At 64.8% G+C, this 20,644-nt stretch carries 18 protein-coding genes; 6 read left to right on the top strand and 12 right to left on the bottom strand.

The genetic code is table 11. The features are described 5' to 3' along the window. The 5 genes from Rhe02_RS25925 to Rhe02_RS25905 are packed head-to-tail and all read right to left on the bottom strand — an operon-like array spanning position 1 to position 5,170. Positions 1 to 2,457, bottom strand: coding sequence for a WD40 repeat domain-containing protein (locus tag Rhe02_RS25925; RefSeq protein WP_203910965.1), 2,457 nt, complete (start codon positions 2,455 to 2,457; stop codon positions 1 to 3). 13 nt (positions 2,458 to 2,470) lie between these two features. Further along, the gene (locus Rhe02_RS25920) at positions 2,471 to 4,009 is read right to left on the bottom strand and encodes a Ycf46 family AAA ATPase (protein WP_203910964.1); all 1,539 of its coding nucleotides are present in this window, start codon (positions 4,007 to 4,009) and stop codon (positions 2,471 to 2,473) included. Next, the gene (locus Rhe02_RS25915) at positions 4,006 to 4,584 is read right to left on the bottom strand and encodes a 4Fe-4S single cluster domain-containing protein (protein ID WP_203910963.1); all 579 of its coding nucleotides are present in this window, start codon (positions 4,582 to 4,584) and stop codon (positions 4,006 to 4,008) included. Before Rhe02_RS25915 ends, Rhe02_RS25920 begins: the two co-directional genes overlap by 4 nt. After that, a complete protein-coding gene (locus Rhe02_RS25910) occupies positions 4,575 to 4,775 on the bottom strand; it encodes a DUF2997 domain-containing protein (RefSeq protein WP_203910962.1) in 201 nt (66 codons plus the stop codon). Before Rhe02_RS25910 ends, Rhe02_RS25915 begins: the two co-directional genes overlap by 10 nt. A 2-nt stretch (positions 4,776 to 4,777) precedes the next feature. Continuing rightward, on the bottom strand, positions 4,778 to 5,170 hold the full coding sequence (locus Rhe02_RS25905) for a DUF1257 domain-containing protein (protein ID WP_203910961.1): 393 nt from the start codon (positions 5,168 to 5,170) through the stop codon (positions 4,778 to 4,780). Between the two features lie 764 nt (positions 5,171 to 5,934). On the opposite strand from Rhe02_RS25905, the gene Rhe02_RS25900 reads away from it, so the two are divergent. Further along, positions 5,935 to 6,828 (top strand): HIRAN domain-containing protein, encoded by an 894-nt coding sequence (locus Rhe02_RS25900; protein ID WP_203910960.1) that lies wholly within the window; start codon positions 5,935 to 5,937, stop codon positions 6,826 to 6,828. 229 nt (positions 6,829 to 7,057) lie between these two features. On the opposite strand, the gene Rhe02_RS25895 is transcribed toward Rhe02_RS25900, so the two are convergent. From Rhe02_RS25895 to Rhe02_RS25885, 3 genes are all read right to left on the bottom strand, one after another. After that, a complete protein-coding gene (locus Rhe02_RS25895; protein ID WP_203910959.1) occupies positions 7,058 to 7,849 on the bottom strand; it encodes a hypothetical protein in 792 nt (263 codons plus the stop codon). Between the two features lie 610 nt (positions 7,850 to 8,459). Then, positions 8,460 to 10,463 (bottom strand): recombinase family protein, encoded by a 2,004-nt coding sequence (locus tag Rhe02_RS25890; protein WP_203910958.1) that lies wholly within the window; start codon positions 10,461 to 10,463, stop codon positions 8,460 to 8,462. A 693-nt stretch (positions 10,464 to 11,156) separates the two neighbouring features. Then, a complete protein-coding gene (locus Rhe02_RS25885) occupies positions 11,157 to 11,762 on the bottom strand; it encodes a hypothetical protein (protein WP_203910957.1) in 606 nt (201 codons plus the stop codon). 742 nt (positions 11,763 to 12,504) lie between these two features. On the opposite strand from Rhe02_RS25885, the gene Rhe02_RS25880 reads away from it, so the two are divergent. Both Rhe02_RS25880 and Rhe02_RS25875 read left to right on the top strand, forming a co-directional pair. After that, positions 12,505 to 13,677 (top strand): hypothetical protein, encoded by a 1,173-nt coding sequence (locus Rhe02_RS25880; RefSeq protein WP_203910956.1) that lies wholly within the window; start codon positions 12,505 to 12,507, stop codon positions 13,675 to 13,677. Between the two features lie 189 nt (positions 13,678 to 13,866). Beyond that, complete coding sequence (locus Rhe02_RS25875) at positions 13,867 to 14,160, top strand: hypothetical protein (RefSeq protein WP_203910955.1); 294 nt, start codon at positions 13,867 to 13,869, stop codon at positions 14,158 to 14,160. Between the two features lie 151 nt (positions 14,161 to 14,311). Here the strand turns inward: Rhe02_RS25875 and Rhe02_RS25870 are convergent, their stop codons facing one another. Further along, on the bottom strand, positions 14,312 to 14,512 hold the full coding sequence (locus Rhe02_RS25870; protein ID WP_203910954.1) for a hypothetical protein: 201 nt from the start codon (positions 14,510 to 14,512) through the stop codon (positions 14,312 to 14,314). Between the two features lie 148 nt (positions 14,513 to 14,660). Between Rhe02_RS25870 and Rhe02_RS25865 the strand changes: the two genes are divergently transcribed. Together Rhe02_RS25865 and Rhe02_RS25860 are read left to right on the top strand one after the other, a co-directional pair. Continuing rightward, complete coding sequence (locus tag Rhe02_RS25865) at positions 14,661 to 16,235, top strand: serine/threonine-protein kinase (protein ID WP_203910953.1); 1,575 nt, start codon at positions 14,661 to 14,663, stop codon at positions 16,233 to 16,235. A gap of 62 nt (positions 16,236 to 16,297) precedes the next feature. Further along, positions 16,298 to 16,630, top strand: a complete 333-nt coding sequence (locus Rhe02_RS25860) for an ArsR/SmtB family transcription factor (RefSeq protein WP_203910952.1) — start codon at positions 16,298 to 16,300, stop codon at positions 16,628 to 16,630. A 225-nt stretch (positions 16,631 to 16,855) separates the two neighbouring features. On the opposite strand, the gene Rhe02_RS25855 is transcribed toward Rhe02_RS25860, so the two are convergent. Genes Rhe02_RS25855 through Rhe02_RS25845 form a run of 3 tightly spaced genes read right to left on the bottom strand, consistent with a single transcriptional unit; the run spans position 16,856 to position 18,663 of the window. Then, complete coding sequence (locus tag Rhe02_RS25855) at positions 16,856 to 17,764, bottom strand: hypothetical protein (protein ID WP_203910951.1); 909 nt, start codon at positions 17,762 to 17,764, stop codon at positions 16,856 to 16,858. Next, the gene (locus Rhe02_RS25850; RefSeq protein WP_239124051.1) at positions 17,761 to 18,099 is read right to left on the bottom strand and encodes a helix-turn-helix transcriptional regulator; all 339 of its coding nucleotides are present in this window, start codon (positions 18,097 to 18,099) and stop codon (positions 17,761 to 17,763) included. The genes Rhe02_RS25855 and Rhe02_RS25850 overlap by 4 nt, the downstream gene beginning before the upstream one ends. 42 nt (positions 18,100 to 18,141) lie before the next feature. After that, positions 18,142 to 18,663, bottom strand: a complete 522-nt coding sequence (locus Rhe02_RS25845) for a hypothetical protein (RefSeq protein WP_203910950.1) — start codon at positions 18,661 to 18,663, stop codon at positions 18,142 to 18,144. A gap of 272 nt (positions 18,664 to 18,935) precedes the next feature. Between Rhe02_RS25845 and Rhe02_RS25840 the strand changes: the two genes are divergently transcribed. After that, positions 18,936 to 20,465, top strand: a complete 1,530-nt coding sequence (locus Rhe02_RS25840; RefSeq protein WP_203910949.1) for an extracellular solute-binding protein — start codon at positions 18,936 to 18,938, stop codon at positions 20,463 to 20,465. Positions 20,466 to 20,644 lie beyond the last annotated feature (179 nt).

The raw sequence follows: 20,644 nt of genomic DNA, 5'->3' as shown, positions 1-20,644 counted from the left end.
TCACGCCAGCGCGATGTCGTACTCACCGGTCGCGATCGTGACGGTCTCGCTGATCTCGATGTCGAACCTGAATCGGTGCTCCAGACACGCTTGCAGCAGATCGAGCACCTCTGCAGGCGGGCCGGAGACCGCGCGGACGCGCCGAGCCGCGGCGAGTACCCCAAGGTGGGCGGGCACCATGCTGGACAGGGAGCGGGTCACCAGCGACGGCACGTCGCCAATGCGCAAGTCGTAGATGTCGGCGTGCCCCGAGTCGTAGCCGACGGCGAGGAAGTCGCCGCGTGCTCCTGCGTGCACGCTTGTCGCATGCCCGCCGCCAGGTGGACAGGCGATCTGGCTCGTCAGCTTCAAAGTGGTCTGGTCGTAGAACGACAGCTGACCCGCCCGGTCGGCTGCCACGAGATGCTGGCGTGACGGGATCGCGGCCAGCCCACCAAGGCCCGCCACCGACGCGCCGGCGATCGGCCTGAGCACATGACGCTGATGCCTGAGCAGGTTGATGTTGCCGTTTTGGTCGGAGGCCGCTAGCAGGTCGGCGGTGAGCATGACCGCCCGCGCCACCACGGTATGCTGGAAGCCGCGGCCGAGCACGCCCGCGGCCGAGCCGTCGGTGAGGATAAGGGTGCGGCCGAGCACAGCCAGGCGCTGACCTTGCGGGTCGGCCGCGACCGTTCTAGGCCAGTCGTATTCGGGATCGGCTTCCAGGCGGGTCATCGGCACGCGGGTTGGCGCCACGAATGCGCTGGCACCTATCAGTAGTTCTCCGGAACGTGTGCCTGCAACAAAACGGCCAGGACCGGCCGGTGCCAGTGACGTTATCGAGCCAGGCAGCTGGATGAGCGTTTCCCGCTTCTGGTCGGCGCAGCGAATCACCCGGCACTCGTGGTCTTTCCTGTTGGTGCGCTCGGCGGCCAGGAACATGCCGGCGCCCAGATGCAGCACCCGGCCAACCGAGGAGGCAAACCCGTCGTAGCGTTCGGTGAGCCGGGCCTGGGTCAGGTCGACGATTCCGGCCACACGCGACGAGCCGGCCACTGCCAGCTGCGGCGCGTCCGGGGCGAAGGACACGTCGTTGATACGGCCGTGGAATTTGATTCGCGCTTGCGGGACGGCGACGGGCCAGATGCCGTGCAGTTCCTTGGTGCCGCTTTCGAGCCTGATGTGGCTGAACGAGGCCAGCCGTGTGAACAGCTCGCGGGAGTCGTCGTCGCGTGGCAACCAGCCACCGGCGAACAGCTGCATCAACCGGATACTGCGCGCCATCGGCATCTCCAGCACGATGCGCCACAGCTCTTCCCACGCGGCACGGGCAGCCAGCTGTTCGGTCAGGTATTTGATCTCCTCGTCGCTCATGAGGTGGAGGCGTCCGCGCCGGTCTTCGCCGGCCAGCACCTTCACCAGGTCCAGCGAGCCGCTGGTGAGCATGCCCTTTTGCAGCCTCTTCCGCGTTTGCGGGTCGGCGGTGGCGTAGGCAAGTGACAGCAGGGAGCCGTCAGGGTCGAGTGCTTGCAGCTGCTCGGGTTGCTGAGTGAGGATGAAGAACGCGGCCCGGCGAACTGGATCGGCGGGTGCGAGTTTGTGACGTCTGCAGAAGGCGGCTAGAACCGGCTGCTGGGTCGCGGCTTCGCACACCTCATCGGCCAGTTCGTGTCCGGTGCTACGGCGGATAGCGTCCAGAATCTTCGCCTGTGCGATCTCGGCGATCGGGTGGGGCGCGCGTGAGGCGGACTCCAGCAATGCTGGGCGAAGGTCGCTTTCGGTCAGCCGTGTGACATCCGGCTCGACCGCGATCATGCTGAGCGTCCGCACGTCCTGTGCCGTGCCAGGAATCCGCCAATTGCTCAGCGCCACCCACATGGATTCACCGGCGTTGGTTATCCAGGTGCGCCACATATGGTCCAGATTGGAGGAGGGCGGCGATACTCGGTGCGAGATGAGGATCGTCGCTAGCGGATCCTCCCACCAGCGATGGGAAGCATGCTCAAGCGGCGCCGACATTCCAGGTACCACGGTCCACAGCGCATGCACCATGGCACTGTCTGCCGCGCGGATGGCTGACACTGCACCAGCCTGCACGTCGGGGTCTGCATCAGAGAGCATCTTGCGAACAATGTTGGCTTCCTGCGCGGTCCAATGTTGCGCCAGTTGCCCGTGCAAAGCGGCGGTGACAAGCCGAGCATGGCCATGCGCCATTGCCTGATGCCCGACAACATGCTCGCGCAGCTGCGGAAGCCGTCTGAAGACCCATGTCGTGGCAATCAAGTCCAGAGCGTCCTGGCGTCTCGGCGAGCCCGTGTCGCCGACGATCGTGCACAGAACATTCAGCGCTGACTGGTCCGTCTCCCAAGCGGCCGCAGCCAGTTTGCGCCAGGCGCGCTTAGCCCAGAATCCGAAGTCTTCACCATTGCCGGCAGCTGCCCGCTGCGCCATCCGCCTGGCCCGGCGCTCACTTAACATCAGCGCTCCCGGGTCAGGCCAGTTCCAGCCGGACCTGGGCCTCGGCTGCCAGCGCGGCCTCGGTGAACGATGCCGACTTGGCTCTGCCTTCCCGCAGCCAGGCCCGCAGGTTCTCGATGGTCTCCTTCTGCGACTGAGACAAAGGAACCAGCGCCGTGATGGCGGCTGCCACGTCTTCGGTCGTAATGTCGCGACCGTTGTCGGAAAACGCCCGGTACATGGCGTCTATGACCGCCTGTTCCAACTCGGCCCCCACGTACCCTTCCGAGATCCGGCTCAGGTGGGCCACGTCGAACGAGCGAACATCGCGGCCTCGCTTGCGCAGGTGCACCGAAATGATTTCGCGGCGCTCGGCGTCGGTTGGCAGGTCCAGGAAGAAAACCTCGTCGAAACGGCCGCGCCGCAACAACTCCGGCGGCAAAGCGGCGACATCGTTGGCGGTCGCCACCACGAACACCGGCTTGGTCTTCTCCTGCATCCAGGTCAGAATCGTGCCGAAGACCCGCTGGCTGGTGCCACCATCGCTACCGCCGTTGGCCAGCGACTTCTCAAGCTCGTCAATCCACAGCACACACGGCGCCACCGTTTCGGCGAGGTCCAGCGCCCGGCGGACCCGCTCTTCCGACTCGCCGACCAGAGAGCCGAATAGTGCACCGACATCAAGGCGCAGCAACGGAAGCCGCCACAAGCCACCAACCATTTTTGCGGTCAGGCTCTTGCCGGTGCCTGGAATGCCAATAAGCGCAACGCCCTTGGGTGCCGGCAATCCGTACGCGGCAGCCTCATCACCGAAGGCTCTCTCACGCAGCTCCAGCCAATGTTTGAGAACCTCCAGACCGCCGAGGTCATCGGGCGTCTCCTCCACGGTGTAGAACTCCAGCGCCTGCGAACGGCGGATGACTGCCTTCTTCTCATCCAACACCGCTTGGATGTCGCGCTCATCGAGCACTTGGTCGCGCACGATCGCTTTGGCGAACGCCCTGCTGGCTTGAGTGGAGGTCAGCCCCAGCGCAGCCTGCGCCAGCCGCGACCGCCCGTGCGTAGTAAGTTCCGAACGCACACCGGTGGTCCCGTCGATGAGGTCGTCGAGCTGGCGGCGCAGGGCCGCCCCGTCGGGCAGAGGCAGATCGATGATCACGACGTCATCGCTAAGCTCCGGCGGTACGTCCCGCACCGGCATGGTTACAATCAGCGAGGACCTGGTGTACTTGAGGTCGTGCGCCAGGTTACGTACCTTGCGTTTCGTGTTGGGGTTTTTCCAGAACTCGTGAAAATCCTTGAGCACGTACAAATCAGGGCGATCCTTGCCGCTGTCAGCCATCTCCCGGATCTTGTCCAGAGCGAGATCCGGCGAGGCCGCATCAGGCATTTGCCGACCAACCCGCGACCGAAATCGATCGGCGATGTCCCAGGTAATCAGGTCAGCACTGGCATCCCTGTCCCGTCGTACCTGATCTACAATCTCCAACGCGCGCTGCTCTTCCACCGTCACTAGCAGTATCAGCGGCACCCTCGCCCGCAGATAGAGTTGAATCTCATCGCCGACTGTCATCGCCGCTCCTCACCCAAGTGCGCCACCATTCCGGTCAGGGTGACAGTGCCGTCAGGACCAATCAGCACCTCCGCCTGCGGCACTTCCATGAACATTTCTTCTGTGTACCGATCCGAACGCGCCCAATACACCTTGTTCGAAGATCCCCGCAGGCCCGCCGCCACACGGAGGCGTTGGTTGTAGCGGCCAGCGACAAGCATGTCCACATCAGACACTGCGGCGCTCAGCCCAGGATCTGACTCGATCTCCTCACGACTGAACCCGGTGATCACCACGACGCCGAGCCCTGCCCGACTGATCTCACCGGCGAACACGGCCAGAGCGGCGGGCTGTTCCAGCGGTTCGCCGCCGGTCACCGTGACACCGTCGATTCCGGTGGTGGTCAAAGCCTCGCGTACGACGCTGCCCACCTGGCGCGTAGCCCCTACCGCCGTGTGGGTCTGCGGGTTGAAACAGCCAGGACACGCCAGTGAGCAACCCTGCGTCCACACCACGAAACGGCTTCCAGGCCCGTTGGCTCGTGAGCGCGCCAGCGTGGCGTGCACCCGCCACGCGGTCGCCAGGCTCAACTCCACAGCCGATTCTGCTGTTCCTGCGATACCTCGGCAAAGGCTTCGGGCGTTAGCTCCTGGCTCTCTACGTCGTCGCCGAGGAGCGCGAACAGCTCCCGCGTCTCCTCCACGCAGCCCATGCCTGCGATCCCGCGCAGGTGCACCTCGACCTTGCCCTTAGGGCTGATGGTCACCTCGATGATTTCCTCGGCCATCCTTAGACTCCCACCTGCCGCCGCAACACCATGCGGATCTCGCCGCTGTCCTCGATCACCTGTTCCTGAACCTCGAAACCCTTCGCGGTCAGGGTGGCCACCGTGGCGACATAGGCATACTCGCGCGTGAGCTGCTGGGTGAACACCTCCTGCTTGACGACGGCCACTCCCCACCAGTCGGCAACGATGCTGTAACCGCTGCGTGGCTCGGGAACAAAGCCGATCTCAAATCGAGTCTTGGATGGCCGGACTTTGAAGGCCGCCTCGGCTCGGCGGCCCTGCCATCCGAAGACTCCGTCGTTTGCGAGCATGACCGTGTAGCCCATGCGGGTAAGCGCCTCCCGGATGGTCATCTCATCCATCAACTTCGTGCGGACCCGAGTAAAGTGAGACATCCACTCTCCTAATTCGCACGGACGGTACCAGCCCACACCGACACACGTGGCATCCGTGAATCGGTCCCACCGGATTAGCCGGGCGGCTGACCTGATCGGTCATAGCGGCGCATTGCGTGCCCAAATCGAGCAACATTACTGTGCCCAGGCACCGCTAGGAGGGTCACACGCGGCGGACCTGGCGCATACGCTGACCGAGGTTGCCTAGGCAGCGGCCGACAACGAACCCCGCCGGAGCACGCAGGACGCCCTAGCCAGTTGGGTGATCGACGTAGATCCGTGTTCGTGGCAGCTTGAGATGAGCGAAAGGGGTCACATGATGCTGGTACGCGGTTGGAGCAATGGGCAAGCATTACGCTCAGGCGCTGGTTATGGCCTTCGTATCTCCGTAGGTGATCGTGACCGGTTCTTCGACCGTTCGTGGGATGTCGTGACCGTCAAGCTTGATGCTGACCAGACTCGGATTCCTCTTTCGGAATCCTTCTGGAGGACTTGTAGCGAGCTTCGAAGCGCCGAGATAGGACGCTGGCTACTGCGCCGTGGGCTCGCGCCCTGGCCGAAACGACAGCCACCAGACCTGATCCTTGAGCAAATCGATGTCAATTACTTTGAGCTCCGGCTCTGACTGCCCGCCAAATGTTGTTTCTCACGGGACCGTGACCGCGCAAGGTTCGTGCCAAGCTGCTGATCGATCGGACGCTTGAACCCTCGCTGGTCTGCGACAACCGATCGTCCCGCCCGTTTCCGTCGATTGTGGAGCCGCATTGATCCCCGACATCGCCTGGACCCGACTGCCCACCATCAACCTCGGCACATGGCAGGCCATCGTCCACGGCGAGAATAACTACCGCGAGAATCTTGAGCACCTAGCTGGCGGCCGTAATGGGCTCGGCACCCGACGACGGCTGTTCACCGCAACGCTCGTACGAGAGCCAGACAACCCGTATGACTCCAACGCTGTGCAGGTCCGAGCGGGCGAACACACCATCGGCTACATCGCCCGGCAGGAAGCTGCCCGCTACGGACGCCTGGTTACTCGCATCGAAGCCGGCGGTATGGCGGCGACATGCCGCGCCCAGCTGACCGGGGGCTGGGACCGCGGCGGCGATGACCGAGGCAACATCGGCGTGGAGCTGTGTACCGGATCAAGCCCGACAGTGTGGAACGGCAAGATCCCCTTTCTAGCCAGGCTGCCGTTCCACGACGACGTACCGTTGCTACCCCAAGCAGGCCTGTCCGACGAGCAAATCCCTGCGCACAAGGCACTAGTTACGCTCGCCCCCGTAGGCGACGCCCTTGCCGTACGCCACGGCGACACCTGGCTCGGACACATCGTCAAACGCCCCGACCTTGTCAGGCTCATCCACCGCCTGACCGCGGCAGGCGCACCAGCTACAGCCGAGTTCCGCCACGGCATCGACAAGTGGGTGATCCCGATCGCGGACTGCGACACGCTGGCCGAAGCGGTTCTTCGCCCTGGCAGGTGGATCGCTCAGAGATGTCCGCAGGGCCAACACCCCCCACCGGCTGCTGGGCGTGCACCAGGTGTGGGCTGTTGTGGGCCGACCAGCGGCAGCCACCAAAACACTGGTACGACCGCGATCTCAACGACAGCGAGTCACCACACGTGTGCCCCGAATGCGGATCATACGCATTAACCCACCAATACTGACCCTGTCGGTTCGTCTGTCACCGCCGGTGGAGCACACCAGTGTTCAACCACTGCACGAGCGGTGACGGCCAGGACAGGATTGCGCAGCGGTACCCAACTCGCTCAGTCTCGCTGAACAACGTGCTAACGGATCCCTGGTGGGAGTCGTTCGTTCTGCTCGTGTCACAGGTGTGCTGAATGTGGACAACATTGTCGAGTCTGACACCTACGCCAGATCAGGCCGTCTTGCTGAGGTTTCTGCTGCTGTCGATCTCAAAACTATTGATTGCGGCCGCTAACTGCTCGTTGTCCGACGAGTCGCGCCAGGCGACAACCACTACTGGCCGTGGATCCACGGTGAACTGTGCTTTTGCAGACTCGACGAATTCGGTCAGTTGCAGTGAGACTGAAGCCGAGTTGGTTATCACGATGAACCCGCCACCCGATCGATCTTTGTGCAGGTCGGTCACGATGGTATTCATCTTCCGACGTCGAAAATTCCGATGGCGCTCGTCTTCGTCGAAGGCAAAGTGGACCTCAACATATAGGTTGCGGCCCTGCGTCATGGGAATGGTGAAGTCGGAGAAACGGTGGTCCCCGACACCGTTGGGAGCGAGATCAGCGAGCACGTTGTGAAGTTGCTGCTCATAGACGAGCCGTTGGACCTCCTTCATCCTGGGCTCCGATAGCGCAGCCGGGTTGGCCGTCAGAAAGCCCTCTAGCAACGCCTCCGCCTGCTCCGGGTCTGCCGCTGCAACCTCGGCCACCCGCTCGGCAATCTCCTCGGTGCGTCTGGCCGTATCGAGCTCGAACGAATGCTCCCCAGAGCCGAATCGAATCAGCGGCGTTCCCTGAATTCCTATGAGGAGTAAAACTCCTGCTAGCAGAAGGCAGACCGCGGTCCCCGCTTGATTTTCGGTCAGGAACAACGCCGCTAAGCCTGCAATTCCGACAACTGCGCCAAGAGTGTTAGTCCAAGCTCGCTGACCCCGGCTCAACGGCGGCCGATGGTGTTCGGGAAGTTGCACGGACGAAGCGTAATGGCTCGCATCCAAACGAGTCCATCCGAGCTTCGTAGCAATCGTCTAGGAAGCCTCGGCAAGGGTTTACTCGCAGGCATCGAGCATCCGACCAGGGTCCATCACGCGCGCATAGTCTAGTACTGGACCGGCGGGCGGTGTGACTACGCGATTCTCATATGGCCCGTACGCAAGGATTTTCGTTGGTGGGGCCTCATGTACAGGTCAATGATCGGGTACGCCTCGGTGAGGGGTGGCCGGTAGAGGCATCGCAGTCCTGGCTGAGGGGAGGGGGCGAAGACGGTGATGCCGTTTGTTGCGATGGCCGCGTCGTCGGTTGGGACAGCGCTCGCGTTTGGCGACCGGAGCCAACTTCTGCGGGCTGTTTCGCGGCTCTCCAGGGGTCGGTGTCGACTGCCAGAGCATCGTGCCGGTAGCCCCGGGGAGATTGCACTTTAACCCGGGTTCTGTGGCAGGCGGTGTCCGCGCAGGTCAGGCAGTGTGCGCTGCGATCCGGGGACTTGATCCTCTAATCCGTGAACATGATTTGGGATCGTCGGGCCGCTCGTAGTTTTAACCGTCGCTTAACGGACGATCATTATGTGACCATTTCCCCAGGTCAGAGGCTATAAAAGTGCGCCGCCGGGTACCCGAGGTGTTGCCCGAACTCTTCTCGGTTACTGGTGGGTGGTCGGCCCGCGGGGAGTAGGCCAAGCTGTCCACTGCCTGCTGCGTCTGCGTGGCGGTCGTCTTCCCGGGTGACGTTGAGGGCGTTGCCAATGAACGCCACGGAGTCGTGGCTGATGGTGATCCGAACGGTGAGTTCGTTGTGGTTGGGGTGGAAGCGAAGCTCTAGGTGGAACGCGTCGAGGAGGTCTCGGAGTTCGGCCTCGGGAAGCTGGTCGAGGTCAAGCGGGTGCTGCGGCAGCCGGTTGAGGATGTTCAGGTCGATCGGGCGTTGGGCGCTGACGTCTTCGTTGGCTTGGCGAAGTTGCCCGGTGGTGGTGCGTTGCTCGGTGATGATCGCCGCGAACCTTTCTTTGATCTTGGCTCGTAGGGTGGTGTCGACGTCGTTGTCGCCTGTGCTGGTGAAGCGTTCGAGTTCGGTGATGAGGTTGTCCTGACGGCGTTTGAGTTCTTCCAGTTGAGCTGCCAATTTCGTGGCGCGTTTGGCTGCGTCGTCTGCGGCTTGCCGGTTTTGGTCGGCTGCTGCTGCCGTGAGTAGGGCATGGCGGGCGTTGCCGAATATCCGATGTTTGAAGAAGTCGCAGAGTCGGTTGGTGAGCAGGTCTTCGCGAATATAGGCGGCGCGGGGGTGCGCGGCGAACCACGGCAGATGTGCGTGGTATTTAGCGTCGGGGGAGCAGCGGTAGTAGGTGGTTCCTTTGTGTATCTCGCCGAAGGCGCGTCGCTGGCACAGGTCGCAGAACACGTAGGAGCGCAGGCGGTAGCTGCGTTTCGCGCTCGGATTGGTGCTCTTGCCGGGTGCGTTACGGGAGCCTTGCCGGAACCGGCCGACCGCGCTGGCGGCTTCGAACAGTTCCCGGGTGACGAGGGGCTCGTGGGTGGGTCGGGGCGACCACACCCATGCCGATGGCGGGTTGACCCGTCCTTTGATCTCGCGGGCGCGGTGGCCGCGTTTGCGCCGGTTCCAGACCATGTAGCCGGTGTGTTTGGGGTTGTCGAGGACTTCGCGAATGCTGCCGCCGGTCCAGAGGCCGATGCGGCGCCGGCCTTCACCCAGGATCGGGTCTGGCGGCGGATAGCGGTCCGGGTCGAGGTTGAGGCGGTGGGCGATCTCGTCGTAGCCCAGCCGCAGCACCGTGCGCCATTGGAAGATCTGGGTGACGACGGGGCCTTTGACCGGGTCGGCGGTCAGCCGGTGTTTGGTTTTGCCCTCGCGGGCTTTGGCCTTGACCGGATGCTTCTGCTTGTCTGCCAGGTAGCCGTATGGTGGTTTGCCGATGTTGTAGCCCTGCACGGTGTGGGCTTTCAGGCCGCCCCAGGTCAGTTCCAGCATGTTGAGCACGTACCACTCGGCGATGGCCTGCTTGATCCGCCGGGTCAGGGTGGGGGTCGCTTTGCGGTAGGGCGAATCGCTGCGATTGATGTTCGGTATCGATCTGTGGTCGATTCCCTCGTCGGCCGCCAGCAGCGCTACGCCGGCTTTCTCCAGCTGGTGCTCGATCTTCGTGCTGACGTAGGTGACCCGGGCGACGCGTTCGATGGATTCCACGACGACCGCGACGAACCGGCGGTCGGGGCGTTTGGCTTCGGCGAGCAGGTCGGCGATGCTGCCGTCGCGGGCGATGGGAATGTCCAGCTGCTCATGCGCGCTGCTCTTGCCCCGGTTTTCCACGGTGGTGCGGCCGGACTCGACGTCGTAGAACTTCGCCACGATGACGAACCCTGGCGGCAGGGCCTTGCGGCAGCTGTCCAGCTGCCGTGGCAGCGACAAGGTCGGGTCCTGGGCGTCGTCGGTGGACGTGCGGCCCAGCCAGGCCACCGGCACTGCCGCCGCCGCGAATGCTTCGGGAACGTTCTGGTCGGCTTGCAAACGAAGCCAATCCAGCAGGCCGACCTCATCCTCATCCAGGGGCGGCGGGTCGACAGTTGATGTCACGAACATCTCCTTCCAATCGAGCCGGATGATCGCCGAACCTTGGCGACCCCGCCGCAGCCCCGCAGGCCGCCGAAACAGCAGATCCGGGGAAGACACAAGGCCAGGACCACCACCCACTCGACACAAGAGGGGACACGCCATAGCCGGCGGTTGCGGCGGGGACAACGCAGCGTACGTCGACTCATCGCGGGTCGTGCTCGGCCAGACGGGCCTGTCGCGCGGCGACACGGCTCGGTCGCCGAAGCTGGGATGGTCGTGTCGCGGCGCGACAATGCTTGCCGCCCGGCCATCGACATCGACGGTCCAAACGAGATCACGTAAGTCCGACGAGGACCGGCGCTCCGCCGCACTACGGATGGGGCCATCCTCACATGCGCACCGCCAGCGCCATCCGCTTCCTCAGCTGGCTTCATCACGACTTCGCTGCGAGCATGCAGGGCGGTGGGTATCCGTTCGCTCGGCGCCGCCGTCCCAGAGGACGTTCACGAGGTGTGTCCTGATCTCAGGCCTCTCAATGGATGGCATTGCGGCGTGACCGGAACTCCGAACAGTTCGTCGCCTGCACGGTCCGAACGCATGCATGCCAGCGATGGCATGCATGCGTCGGCAACTGTGGCACCGCGTGGGCGCGGGAGGTTCCGATCCGGCGAGCAGGTGCGGCTTGCTTTGCGCGGCGCCGATTGCTGTGGGCGATCAGCCTTTGAGTGTCAACGTGTCGATGACCTGCTCGCATCCACGAAGCGACTCATCGGCCGCCTTGTCGAAATACCATTGGCACATGACGAACACGGGCCTGCTGGCGGGCCGGTCAAAGAAGTAGTAACGGCCGCCTGGACCGTCGCCTGAGCGGAAGGTGACCTGCCGGGCACGCCCGGCAGGCGTGTCGACTGTGCTCACCGTCCAGCCCTGGCCGGCCGGTAGCGCGCCGGGGTCGCTTTTGGACACTTCGGAAAGCTCACGGGCCTGCCTCGCGGTGCCGGCGTGGAGGACTTCGACGGACACGACCGCGTCGCTGCGCGCGGTTCCCAGCGGGGGCCCGACTGAGGTCAGGTAGCCCGGTGCAGCGCCGTCTCGAACGGCCTGCACCCAACCAGCCGGTATCTGGTAGGTGTATGGCGCACCGGCAGGCGCGACAACGACACGGTCGATGGCGGGACTAGCCGACACAGCTGGTGACGCAGCTGGTGACGCGGTAGGTGGCGCAGCGGGCTGCGGCTCGTTGCCGCAGGAGGTCAGGGTCGTGGCGGCCAATAGCATGGTGCGGCCGGCGATCAGGACGAGACGGTTGGCTGGTCTCATAACCAGGCACTCCTTCGGTTTCGTGGCGCAAGCCGGGGATCATCTGCGGGACGGCCGCGGCGGCTTGCCGACTGCAGACGAGACGTTTGTCCAGGGAACTGAGATGGCCCGAGGGTGGCTTTCGCCTTGGCGCTGTGGCCCTCGTGGCGCTTGTCCAGTCAACGTGCCGATCAGAAGCTTGCGGAAGGGGATGGCTGATGACCTGTCCTGACACGCGGTGACACGCGGTGACACGCCGGACCGTCTGCACCATGTGTAAGTCCTCCGCGTGGTGCTGGCGATGTGTCGAGCAAGCGCGTCGGAGCGGCATTCGTGATCTAGGAGCGTCCTGAATGAATCTTGGGGTTGGTCCCCGCATTCCGTAGGCGCCGGCTACGGTCGCCGCAGATCATCTGCGCGCCGCGTGATCGATCAGCCAGCCGGTGAAGGACTCAGCTGTGCGATCCTGCGGTACGTCGATTGCTTTGCCGATGGCGATGTCCACGATGATAGTTTCCGTCGCTGCTGCCCTGCCGGATCGAGAAAATCGTCCGCTGCGAACACGCGGATGTCACCGATCGTCCGCCCGCGCAGATGGCGCAGCAGCGTGAGCGGCGTGTCGCGGCCGGCCGCATTCCCAACAATGCTACCAATCGGGTGCCGCGGAGCCGCAAATTATTGTCAGGTCGCGCTTGCGACCGCTTTACATCGCAAGGGAAAGAAGTCGGTCGACATAGGTGGGTGTCGACGGCATACTCGTGCGGTGACTAGGTGGATTCTCGCCGCGGGAGTGTGCGCGGCCATCGTGTTCGGTGTGGCACCTGCGGCCCATGCCGCGGCCGGGGTGCAGTTCGTCGACGTGTGCGGCGGTGTCGCTGTCAGCGCCGACGCCCCGGAGGGCGCGACGGTCACCCTGCGCAAAAACGGGGCTGTGGTCGGCTCGTTGCCGCTGCCGGGCGGCGCGTTCACCGTCGGCGCTGCGCACGGCGAGACGATCGGGGTGTCGGTCGCCGGTGCGCCCGAGGTGACCCACAGCCATGTCGGCCCGCAAGGTTGCACCGGCGAAGTGCCGATCCGCGTCGACTTCGACACGGTGTGCCCGGACCTGGCGCGGCTGCGCATCCATCTGACCACTATGCCCGCTACCGCCACTGTGGTGGTCACCGTCAACGGTGTGGAAGGAAACCCGGTGCAGGCCTCGACAGGCACCGTCAGCTATCCGGTGCCGGCCGTGCCCGACGGGGCGGTGCTCGCCGTCTACCAGCTCCTTTCCGGTGGGGTGCGGGCGTTTCAGGCCAGCCACGTCTTCCACACGCCCACCGGGTGTGGGCCGGGCAGCCTGAGCGCCACCTTCACCGACCTGTGCTTCGGCGAACTCGCCTTCGACGTGTTCAACACCGCCACCGGCCAGCAGAGCTTCGAGGTGCTGCGCAACGGCGCCGCCCACACGCAGTTCACCGTGGAGCACGGCGCGTCGGCGCGCAAGCTTGCGGACCTGTCCGCCGGGGACGTCATCGCGTTCAGACTCGGCGACGTCTTCGCCACCCACACCTACCAGGTGCCTGCGGCATGCGCCAAACCAGACCAGGTCGACGTGTCCTTCACCGACACCTGCGCGGGGACATCGGTGACCATCGCCAACTACGGCTCGCTGCAACCGTTCCTCGTGCAAACCTCCGACGGGCTGGCGGATCTGCGGCAGGTCCCGATCGGCACGAGCGTGACCATCGACGTGACCGGGGCCACGGTGACCGTCAGCAAGACGCTCAGCGAAGACCCGCTGCTGGCCACCCACCACTACGTCAAACCCGCCGGATGCACGGTCCTGCCGGTCACCGGCAGCGGCACCGCCCGCATCGCCGCCACCGGCGCGCTGATCGTCCTGCTCGGCGCAGCGGTCTACGCCTTGGCTCGCCGACGCGCCACACTGCGATGACACACCGCACACCGAGCCGTCTGGTGGGCCAAGCGAGGGATGCACAGGCCGACCCGCCGCCCGCCAGAGGTTCGGTGTGCTCGCTGCAGGACCGACCGCATCGCCGGCGTGCAGGCTTGTCGAGGCGCCCACACCGGTCGATGCGAGCTTCTTTGACCTGGTCAACGTTGGCTTGACGCCGTCGAACGGATGTTCGATAGTCGGTGGGTGGCGGGCATCGGGCCGACGGGCTGGACGTTGGAGGGTCGGTGGTGGAACGGTGCCTACGGCCGTATCGCACGACGCGACATGTGGCTCTACACCAACGGTTACGTCTGGCGTGTGGAGGCCCGCCAGGGCGACGGCGACGCCGCGGTGTGGTCCAAGCAGTTCACCTCCGAACAGCTGGCCCGAGAACTGGCGGCGCAGATGATGGCACGCTCCGGCGACCAGTGGCGCGACCTGACCTCGCTAGTCCAATCACCACCGACCGCCGGGCGGTGAACGCCGGATTGAACACCCTCAGTACCTGACACGCCGGCTGTGCCCGGCAATCCGTGCGGACGCAATGATGCGGCGGCGCGCCAGATGTTGCCGAGCGCCGGCCGCCACACGACGGGTGGCAGGAGCAACCCCCTGGCCCAGCGCGCCCGGGTTAGGTGCGCGGGTCGTGCCCCAAGGCCTCGATCACCGCCGTCCACACCTGCGGCGCCTTGAGCTCGGGCCAGCAGGCGCTTGCGGCGTCCACCTGATCGTGGATGCGCTGCAGCTGCTCCTGGCTGACCACAATGGTGTGCCCGTCGATACATAGGCTGAAAAGATCCAGCATCATGTCCAGCCGGTAGGGCAGCAGCATGCATTCAGCATCGGCCAACGCGGCCGAAAATGCACCTGCACAGCATGACCGGATCCAGAGCGAGAGGCGCCGCCTGGTGCTGTGGCGTGCCGCCGAACCGTCCCGCCGGTGGCAGCGGCCAGGGGAGCCAAGACATAGGATGCCATCGTTGGGAGGCGACGTGCAGGCTTTGGACGACCACGATCCACGCACGGTAGGCGGATACCGCGTGTTGGGTCGGCTGGGTGAGGGCGGGATGGGCCGCGTCTACTATGGACTGTCACAGTGCTCACGCCCACTGGCCATCAAGGTGATCAGGCCGGAATTCGCGGCGGTGGCCGACTTCCGGGCACGGTTCACCCGGGAGATCAACGCGGTGCGGACGGTGGGCGGCTTCTGGACCGCCAGCATCGTCGACGCCGACGCGGACGCTGCAGCGCCGTGGCTGGCCACCGAATTCATCGCCGGACCCACCTTGCAGGCCGCCGCATCGGCGCAGCCGCTGGACCAGGCGACATGCCGGGCGCTGCTGGTGCGGCTGGCCGAAGCGCTGCAGTCCATCCACGACGCCCACCTGATCCACCGCGACCTCAAACCAGGCAACGTCATCCTCGCCGCGGACGGGCCGCGGGTCATCGACTTCGGCATCGCCCGCGCCTTCGTCGACCCACAGCACACCCGCACCGCCACCATCGGCACCGCGGCCTACATGTCACCCGAACAGATCCGCGGCGGCGCACTCGGCCCAGCCTCGGACATGTTCGCCCTCGGCGCCACCATCGCCTACGCCGGCACCGGGCACGGCCCATTCGACCACCACAGCGTCGAAACCACCATCTACCGCGTGCTGTCCGAGCCACCCGACCTGCACGGAATACCGGCAGAGCTGCGCAGCCTGCTGGGGCGTTGCCTGGACAAGGATCCGGCCGCCCGGCCCACCCCACGGCAGGTGATCGCTGAGGTGCCCGGCGGTGCGGCCGCGGTGCTCACCCCGTTCGGTGACTGGCGCCCACCGGCCCACCCCGATCTGTCCACCATGCCAGTCGCCTCACCAGCCCCGGCCGGCACCGAGACGCTTGCACCGACAGCAGGACACACCGGATCGCCTGCGGGCACCGGCACCAGCATCGATCCGCTGCAGCTGACCGCACCCGACACCGGCGTCACCCTAGGCGCACCGGCAGACGAACGCGAAACAGCCCACGCACCCGCCCAGACGAACACGACCAACGCCGAACAGTCCCGCCCCACCGGCATCGTCTGGCTGCTGCGCTCCATGCTGCTGCTTCAGGTAGCGGTGGTGTTCGCCGTGTTGGCCCGCCAAGTCCAAACCAGCTCGATGATCATCGGTGGTGCGGTACCCGGCGTGGACACCAGCCGCCCAGCCCTGCACCTCAACCAACACGGCATCCAAGACGCCGTGCTCATCCTGTTCGGCCTATGCACCGCAGCACTGATTGCAATCGCCGCGTGGATGCAACAACGCCGACACAGCAACGGCATCCACACCTACGGAGCCTCGACCGCCGCCGTACTTGGACTGATAGCGGCCGGATATCTGGTCAACGGATTCGACATCGCCACCCACATGGTCACCAGGCTGACTAATCGCGGCCAATGGCTGGCAGAAAAACTGTACCTAGACTCGGCCATGCCCTGGTACACCGTGAGCACGGGCGTCGCCACGACCGCCATAGTCGCGATCGCGGGAGTGGGCCTCTACCGGTGGCTACGTGAAGGCTGACCGCCATGGCCGGCCACTGCCAGCCACCGCATAGCGAAGATCGGTGGGCTTACCCTGAGACGATGGTGGCCCACGACAATGCCGTGCACGGCGTATTGTCGTGTGAGGAAGCGGCGACGCTGGCTGCCCTGTGTCATGCCTTAGCACATCCAGTTCGGCTGCAGATAGTCTCGCTGATCCAGGCCGCCGCCGAAGGCGAGTGCAGTCAAACCGAGCTGTTGCCATACTTTCCGATCAGCCAGCCGGCGCTGCGCAAACACCTCGTCGTCCTCGTCGACGCGGGGATATTGGTGTGTGACAGGAGGGGAAACTGGGCCTGGTACCGGCTGCAACTACCAGCGCTATACCAGCTGGTACAACGGTTGCCCGGCAACGGCTCCTACACCTCAATCTAGGCACGACACCACGCGCAGCCGACGACAAGCGTGGAATCAACCGTGAGCGCAGAAAGTGATCCGCGGCGTACCGCCTCATTTCAGGGACGGTTGTCGGGCGCCGGCGTCGTGCCGTCGGCGCCCGCACCCCGCTTTCTGTGGCAAGAAAAGCGATCGCGGCTCGAAACGACTGCGCCGATCGTCCTTGTCGCGATGTGGCGGCCGCTCGGGTGACGCGCAGGATGCCTAGCGGAAGAGTTGAACTATTTCGTTTATGCCACGCAGAAGTTCGGTCAGGCCGGTCAGGAGCCCGGTGACCGCCAGGATAATCACTATGAGGTGGTGGGGTCGGCGCGGCTGGACGCGGTCGGTCTGCCACGCGGTGGGCGAGTCTTTGTCTTCGAGCTGGGCCGGTTGAGGGTTGCGGTGATTCAGCTCAGCTCGCAGGTCGAAGGATCGGTTGAGCAGGCTCAGGGAGTGAAGGAGTTGGCCAAATCGCGACGTGCCTCTGAGGCCGAGATCCCACAGCTCGCTTCGGAACTCCTCGTCGTAGCGTGCGCGAAAGGCATCCGGCAGAACGTAGACGGCAAGTCCGGCCAGCTTCTCCGTCCAACGTGGATAGCGCGGGCGCACCGTGTCAGCGTCGCGTTGCTCCTTGCCGTCGAACAGGACCTTGACTATGCCGCCGGCAAGTTCTATGGCCGCTGCCACCTGCACCGATAGTTGGGTCGCCTGAAGGCCGAGAACGAACAGTGCTTCGTGCACGTCGGCCAAGCGCCGGACCTGGCGGTGGGTGTCGGCCAGTAGGCTCGCCAACTCGGCTCGCTCCTGATGGCATTGCCTGACAAGGCCCAACGGTGCCAGCGAACCCAGTTGGCGGTGTGCGTCGGCGAGGTGGCCGGCGCAGGCTTGGGCCACCATCGCCAGAGCATTCCTGACATCAGCGTCAGCGGCGGCGTGCTCGATGGGCGACAGGGTTAAATACTGGTAGCCGTCATGGGCGTCGCGAACCCGTGATGTGTCTGTGTGTCGCGCTCTGGCGAGGTCGACCAGTTTGATGTACTCCACGACGCCGTTGTGGGCGGTGGTAAGAACTATGAGTAGGGCGTGTTGCCGATCGGGAACGTCGGCCGCCTCGAGCGCGGGGTAGCTCAAGCCACACCGCCTGCCGGGGCGGCGTCCGGACGCCAGCGCATGCGCGGCGAGTCTGCGCCGGCCAAGGCAATGCGGGCCAAGTCGACGCCACGCAGACTGAGCCGGTAGTAGCGCCGCCGGGGCCGGCCCACCTCGGCAGGATCGATGTCCTCCCAACGTGACTCCACCCAGCCCAATGTCTCCAGACGCGCAAGGATGGGGTGCAGGGTTCCGCTCCTGATCCCGGTCACGGCGCCCAGCTCGAGGCCGTACACCTCACCGGTCGGGTGGTCGAGAAGAACCTGGATCACCGCTTGCACTTGCCACGTCATTCTGATCTTCGGAGCGGGGGGCATGGTCGAAATCTACCAAGGTCCTATATAGATGTCTACCTAGGGTCAAGGGTTGACGAGCCCGATCCGATGATCACGCATGTAGGTGCGTCGCTGTGCGCGACACCGCCGACGGTTGCGGCAGAAGATCCAGCAACCGGAAGTAGTCAAGCGCCCCAGTGCCAACGCGCGCTCCCAGCAGCCTTCGCTGGGAAAGTCCACACCGCTGGATTGGAATCCGGTCTCACCGTAGCCGTCGGGCACGTGGGAGATCAGCGCCGGTGCTGGGCCATCCAGACGCCTGCCGGCAATCTGGAGTTCTCCCGCGGTGATGCGGTACCAGCCCAGCTTGGTTCCCATGCCATGCACGGGATCCGGTTCGAGCGTGAATACGCCGGCCGGGCCTAGCGCGCCCACCCAAAGGTCGGCGTTGCCGAAGGCGGATGTCTGGCCGAACAGCGCGCCTGCGGGCACCTCCGGCCCGGCAGGGACCGGCTGGGTGACCGGGCAGCCCGACAGCCCGCCGATCGGCGAGATCGACGGCGGCGCAGCGGCCGAACGTGTGGGGCTTGGGGCCGGCTGAGCCACCGGCCTTTCCGAGGCAGCAGCGGCATCAATTGACGTTGGTTTGCGCCTCATGCCGATCGTGGTTCGCCACGCTCGCGATCAATGTCCGGTGCGTTCCGATCAGTGACACGACCGAAAAGCGCAACGAGGTGATCGGGCCGGCGCGACGACGTCTGCCGATGGTGCTTCACCGCCGAGTGGGTTGGCACCGATCCCCGATCTCATTGACATACTTGATACTCTGTCGGCGGTTCGGCCACGACGTGGTGTGAGAATGCCTGGTGGAGGCACGCTTGAGTAAGATAGAGCAGCAGGATGCATCGTCATCCTCAGAGAACGAACTCTCCCCGCGGGATCTGATCCACTCGCTGGTGGTGGCGGGCGCAGTCGTGGCGGGCGCGTTGGCCAGCGGTTGGCCAGAGCGGCCAATCCAGTGGCTGTTGTTGGTGGTGGCCGCGATCCTGGGCGGCCTTGCGCCGCATACGCGGCTGATCGTCAGAATACGTCTGCGCGGGCTGAAGGTCCTGCGGCCAGTGCGTCCGTATAGACTGCGTCTGGTGCTGCTGGGCATTTTGGCGTTGGTGGTCGCGGCCGGTTCCGGCAGACTGTTGGTGGCCGCGACCGAATTCGGTGAGCTGGTCATCCTCAGCGGCGCAGACTACGGGCTCGGTGGCCAACGCCAGGCGCTCATCGATCAATGGAACTCCCTTCCTGACCGGCCACATGCGCGCATTGTCTCAGTGCCGGGAAACGCTGACGATCAGCATGGTGCGATGCTGGACGCAGCCCAGAGAGGAGGGCGGGGCGTCGATATCTACAACCTGGACAACCCGTTCATGGCGGAGTTCGTCGACGCCGGATATCTGCGTGCCCTCGACTCGATAAAGCTGGATTTAAACGCCTTTCTTCGAGGCCCTTTGGAAACGTGTAGGCGCCACAGCAAGTGGTGGGGGCTGCCGCTGAACACTGACGCCGGGTTGCTCTTCTACCGAAACGATTTGATCGGCGGTGACCCGGCGTTCAGGAACTGGGCGGACCTTACGACCGCAGTCGAGGAAGTTTTTGCTCACGAGCAGGTTCTGGCCGGCGCCGGGTTGAATCACCGCGAGCTGGAGGCAGGGTACGTGGGCCAGTTCGCTTCCTACGAGGGTTTGACGGTCAACACCCTGGAGGCGATTTGGGCGGCCGGTGGAGAGGTTGTCGATGCAAAAGGCAATTTGGTCATCGACGATCCCGAGATGCGGCCCAAAGTCCAGGCGGCCTTGGACAGCCTGGTGGCCGGGCTGAGCGGCCGCCACCCGCGGGTGATCCTGCCGCCGGCGGATAGCTACGCGGAGTCCAGCGCAACGCAGGCATTCCGCGACGGCAGGGCGATCTTCCTGCGCAACTGGCCAATAGCCTATTTCGAACTGACTCGACCGCCCGGCATGGCCAAACCGTTCGCGGTGACGGAGTTGCCCGGTCCGAGCGTCCTGGGTGGACAGAATCTGGCCGTCGCAGCACACAGCGACCAGCCGCAGGCGGCGCTGGAACTGATCCGGTTCCTCACCAGCGACTTCAGCCAGAGGCTGCTGTTCGAACGCGGTGGATTCGCGCCGACCCGTGTGAGCGTCTTCGCTGACACCAACCTCGGCCAGCGCTACCCCTACCTCCGCACGCTGCGTCTGGCCGTTGAGAGAGCCAGGCCACGCCCGCAAACGCCGTACTATGCGCGCTTCAGTGAGAAATTCCGCACCGGAATTCTGTATGCCCTGCAAAACAATGGAAAGCTGCCCGATCAATTCGCCACAGACTTAGAAGCAGTGCTGCGCGATGGCTCCTAACCACGATCATTGCTGCTTCTCAGTCGGGCGCCTATTCGGACGCCCGAGACTGGTCTCAAAGCGGAACGGTGACCGGACAATGTCAGCGCCGTCGTCGCTGCGCGCCGTCGTCGCTGCGCGCCGTCGTCGCTGCGCGCCGTCGTCGCTGCGCGCCGTCGTCGCTGCGCGCCGTCGTCGCT

It is taken from the genome of Rhizocola hellebori, from assembly GCF_016862955.1.
GTDB classification, from domain to species: Bacteria; Actinomycetota; Actinomycetes; order Mycobacteriales; family Micromonosporaceae; genus Rhizocola; species Rhizocola hellebori.
Note: the sequence above shows the minus strand (reverse complement) of the source record. Positions and strands in the feature narration are given on the sequence as shown.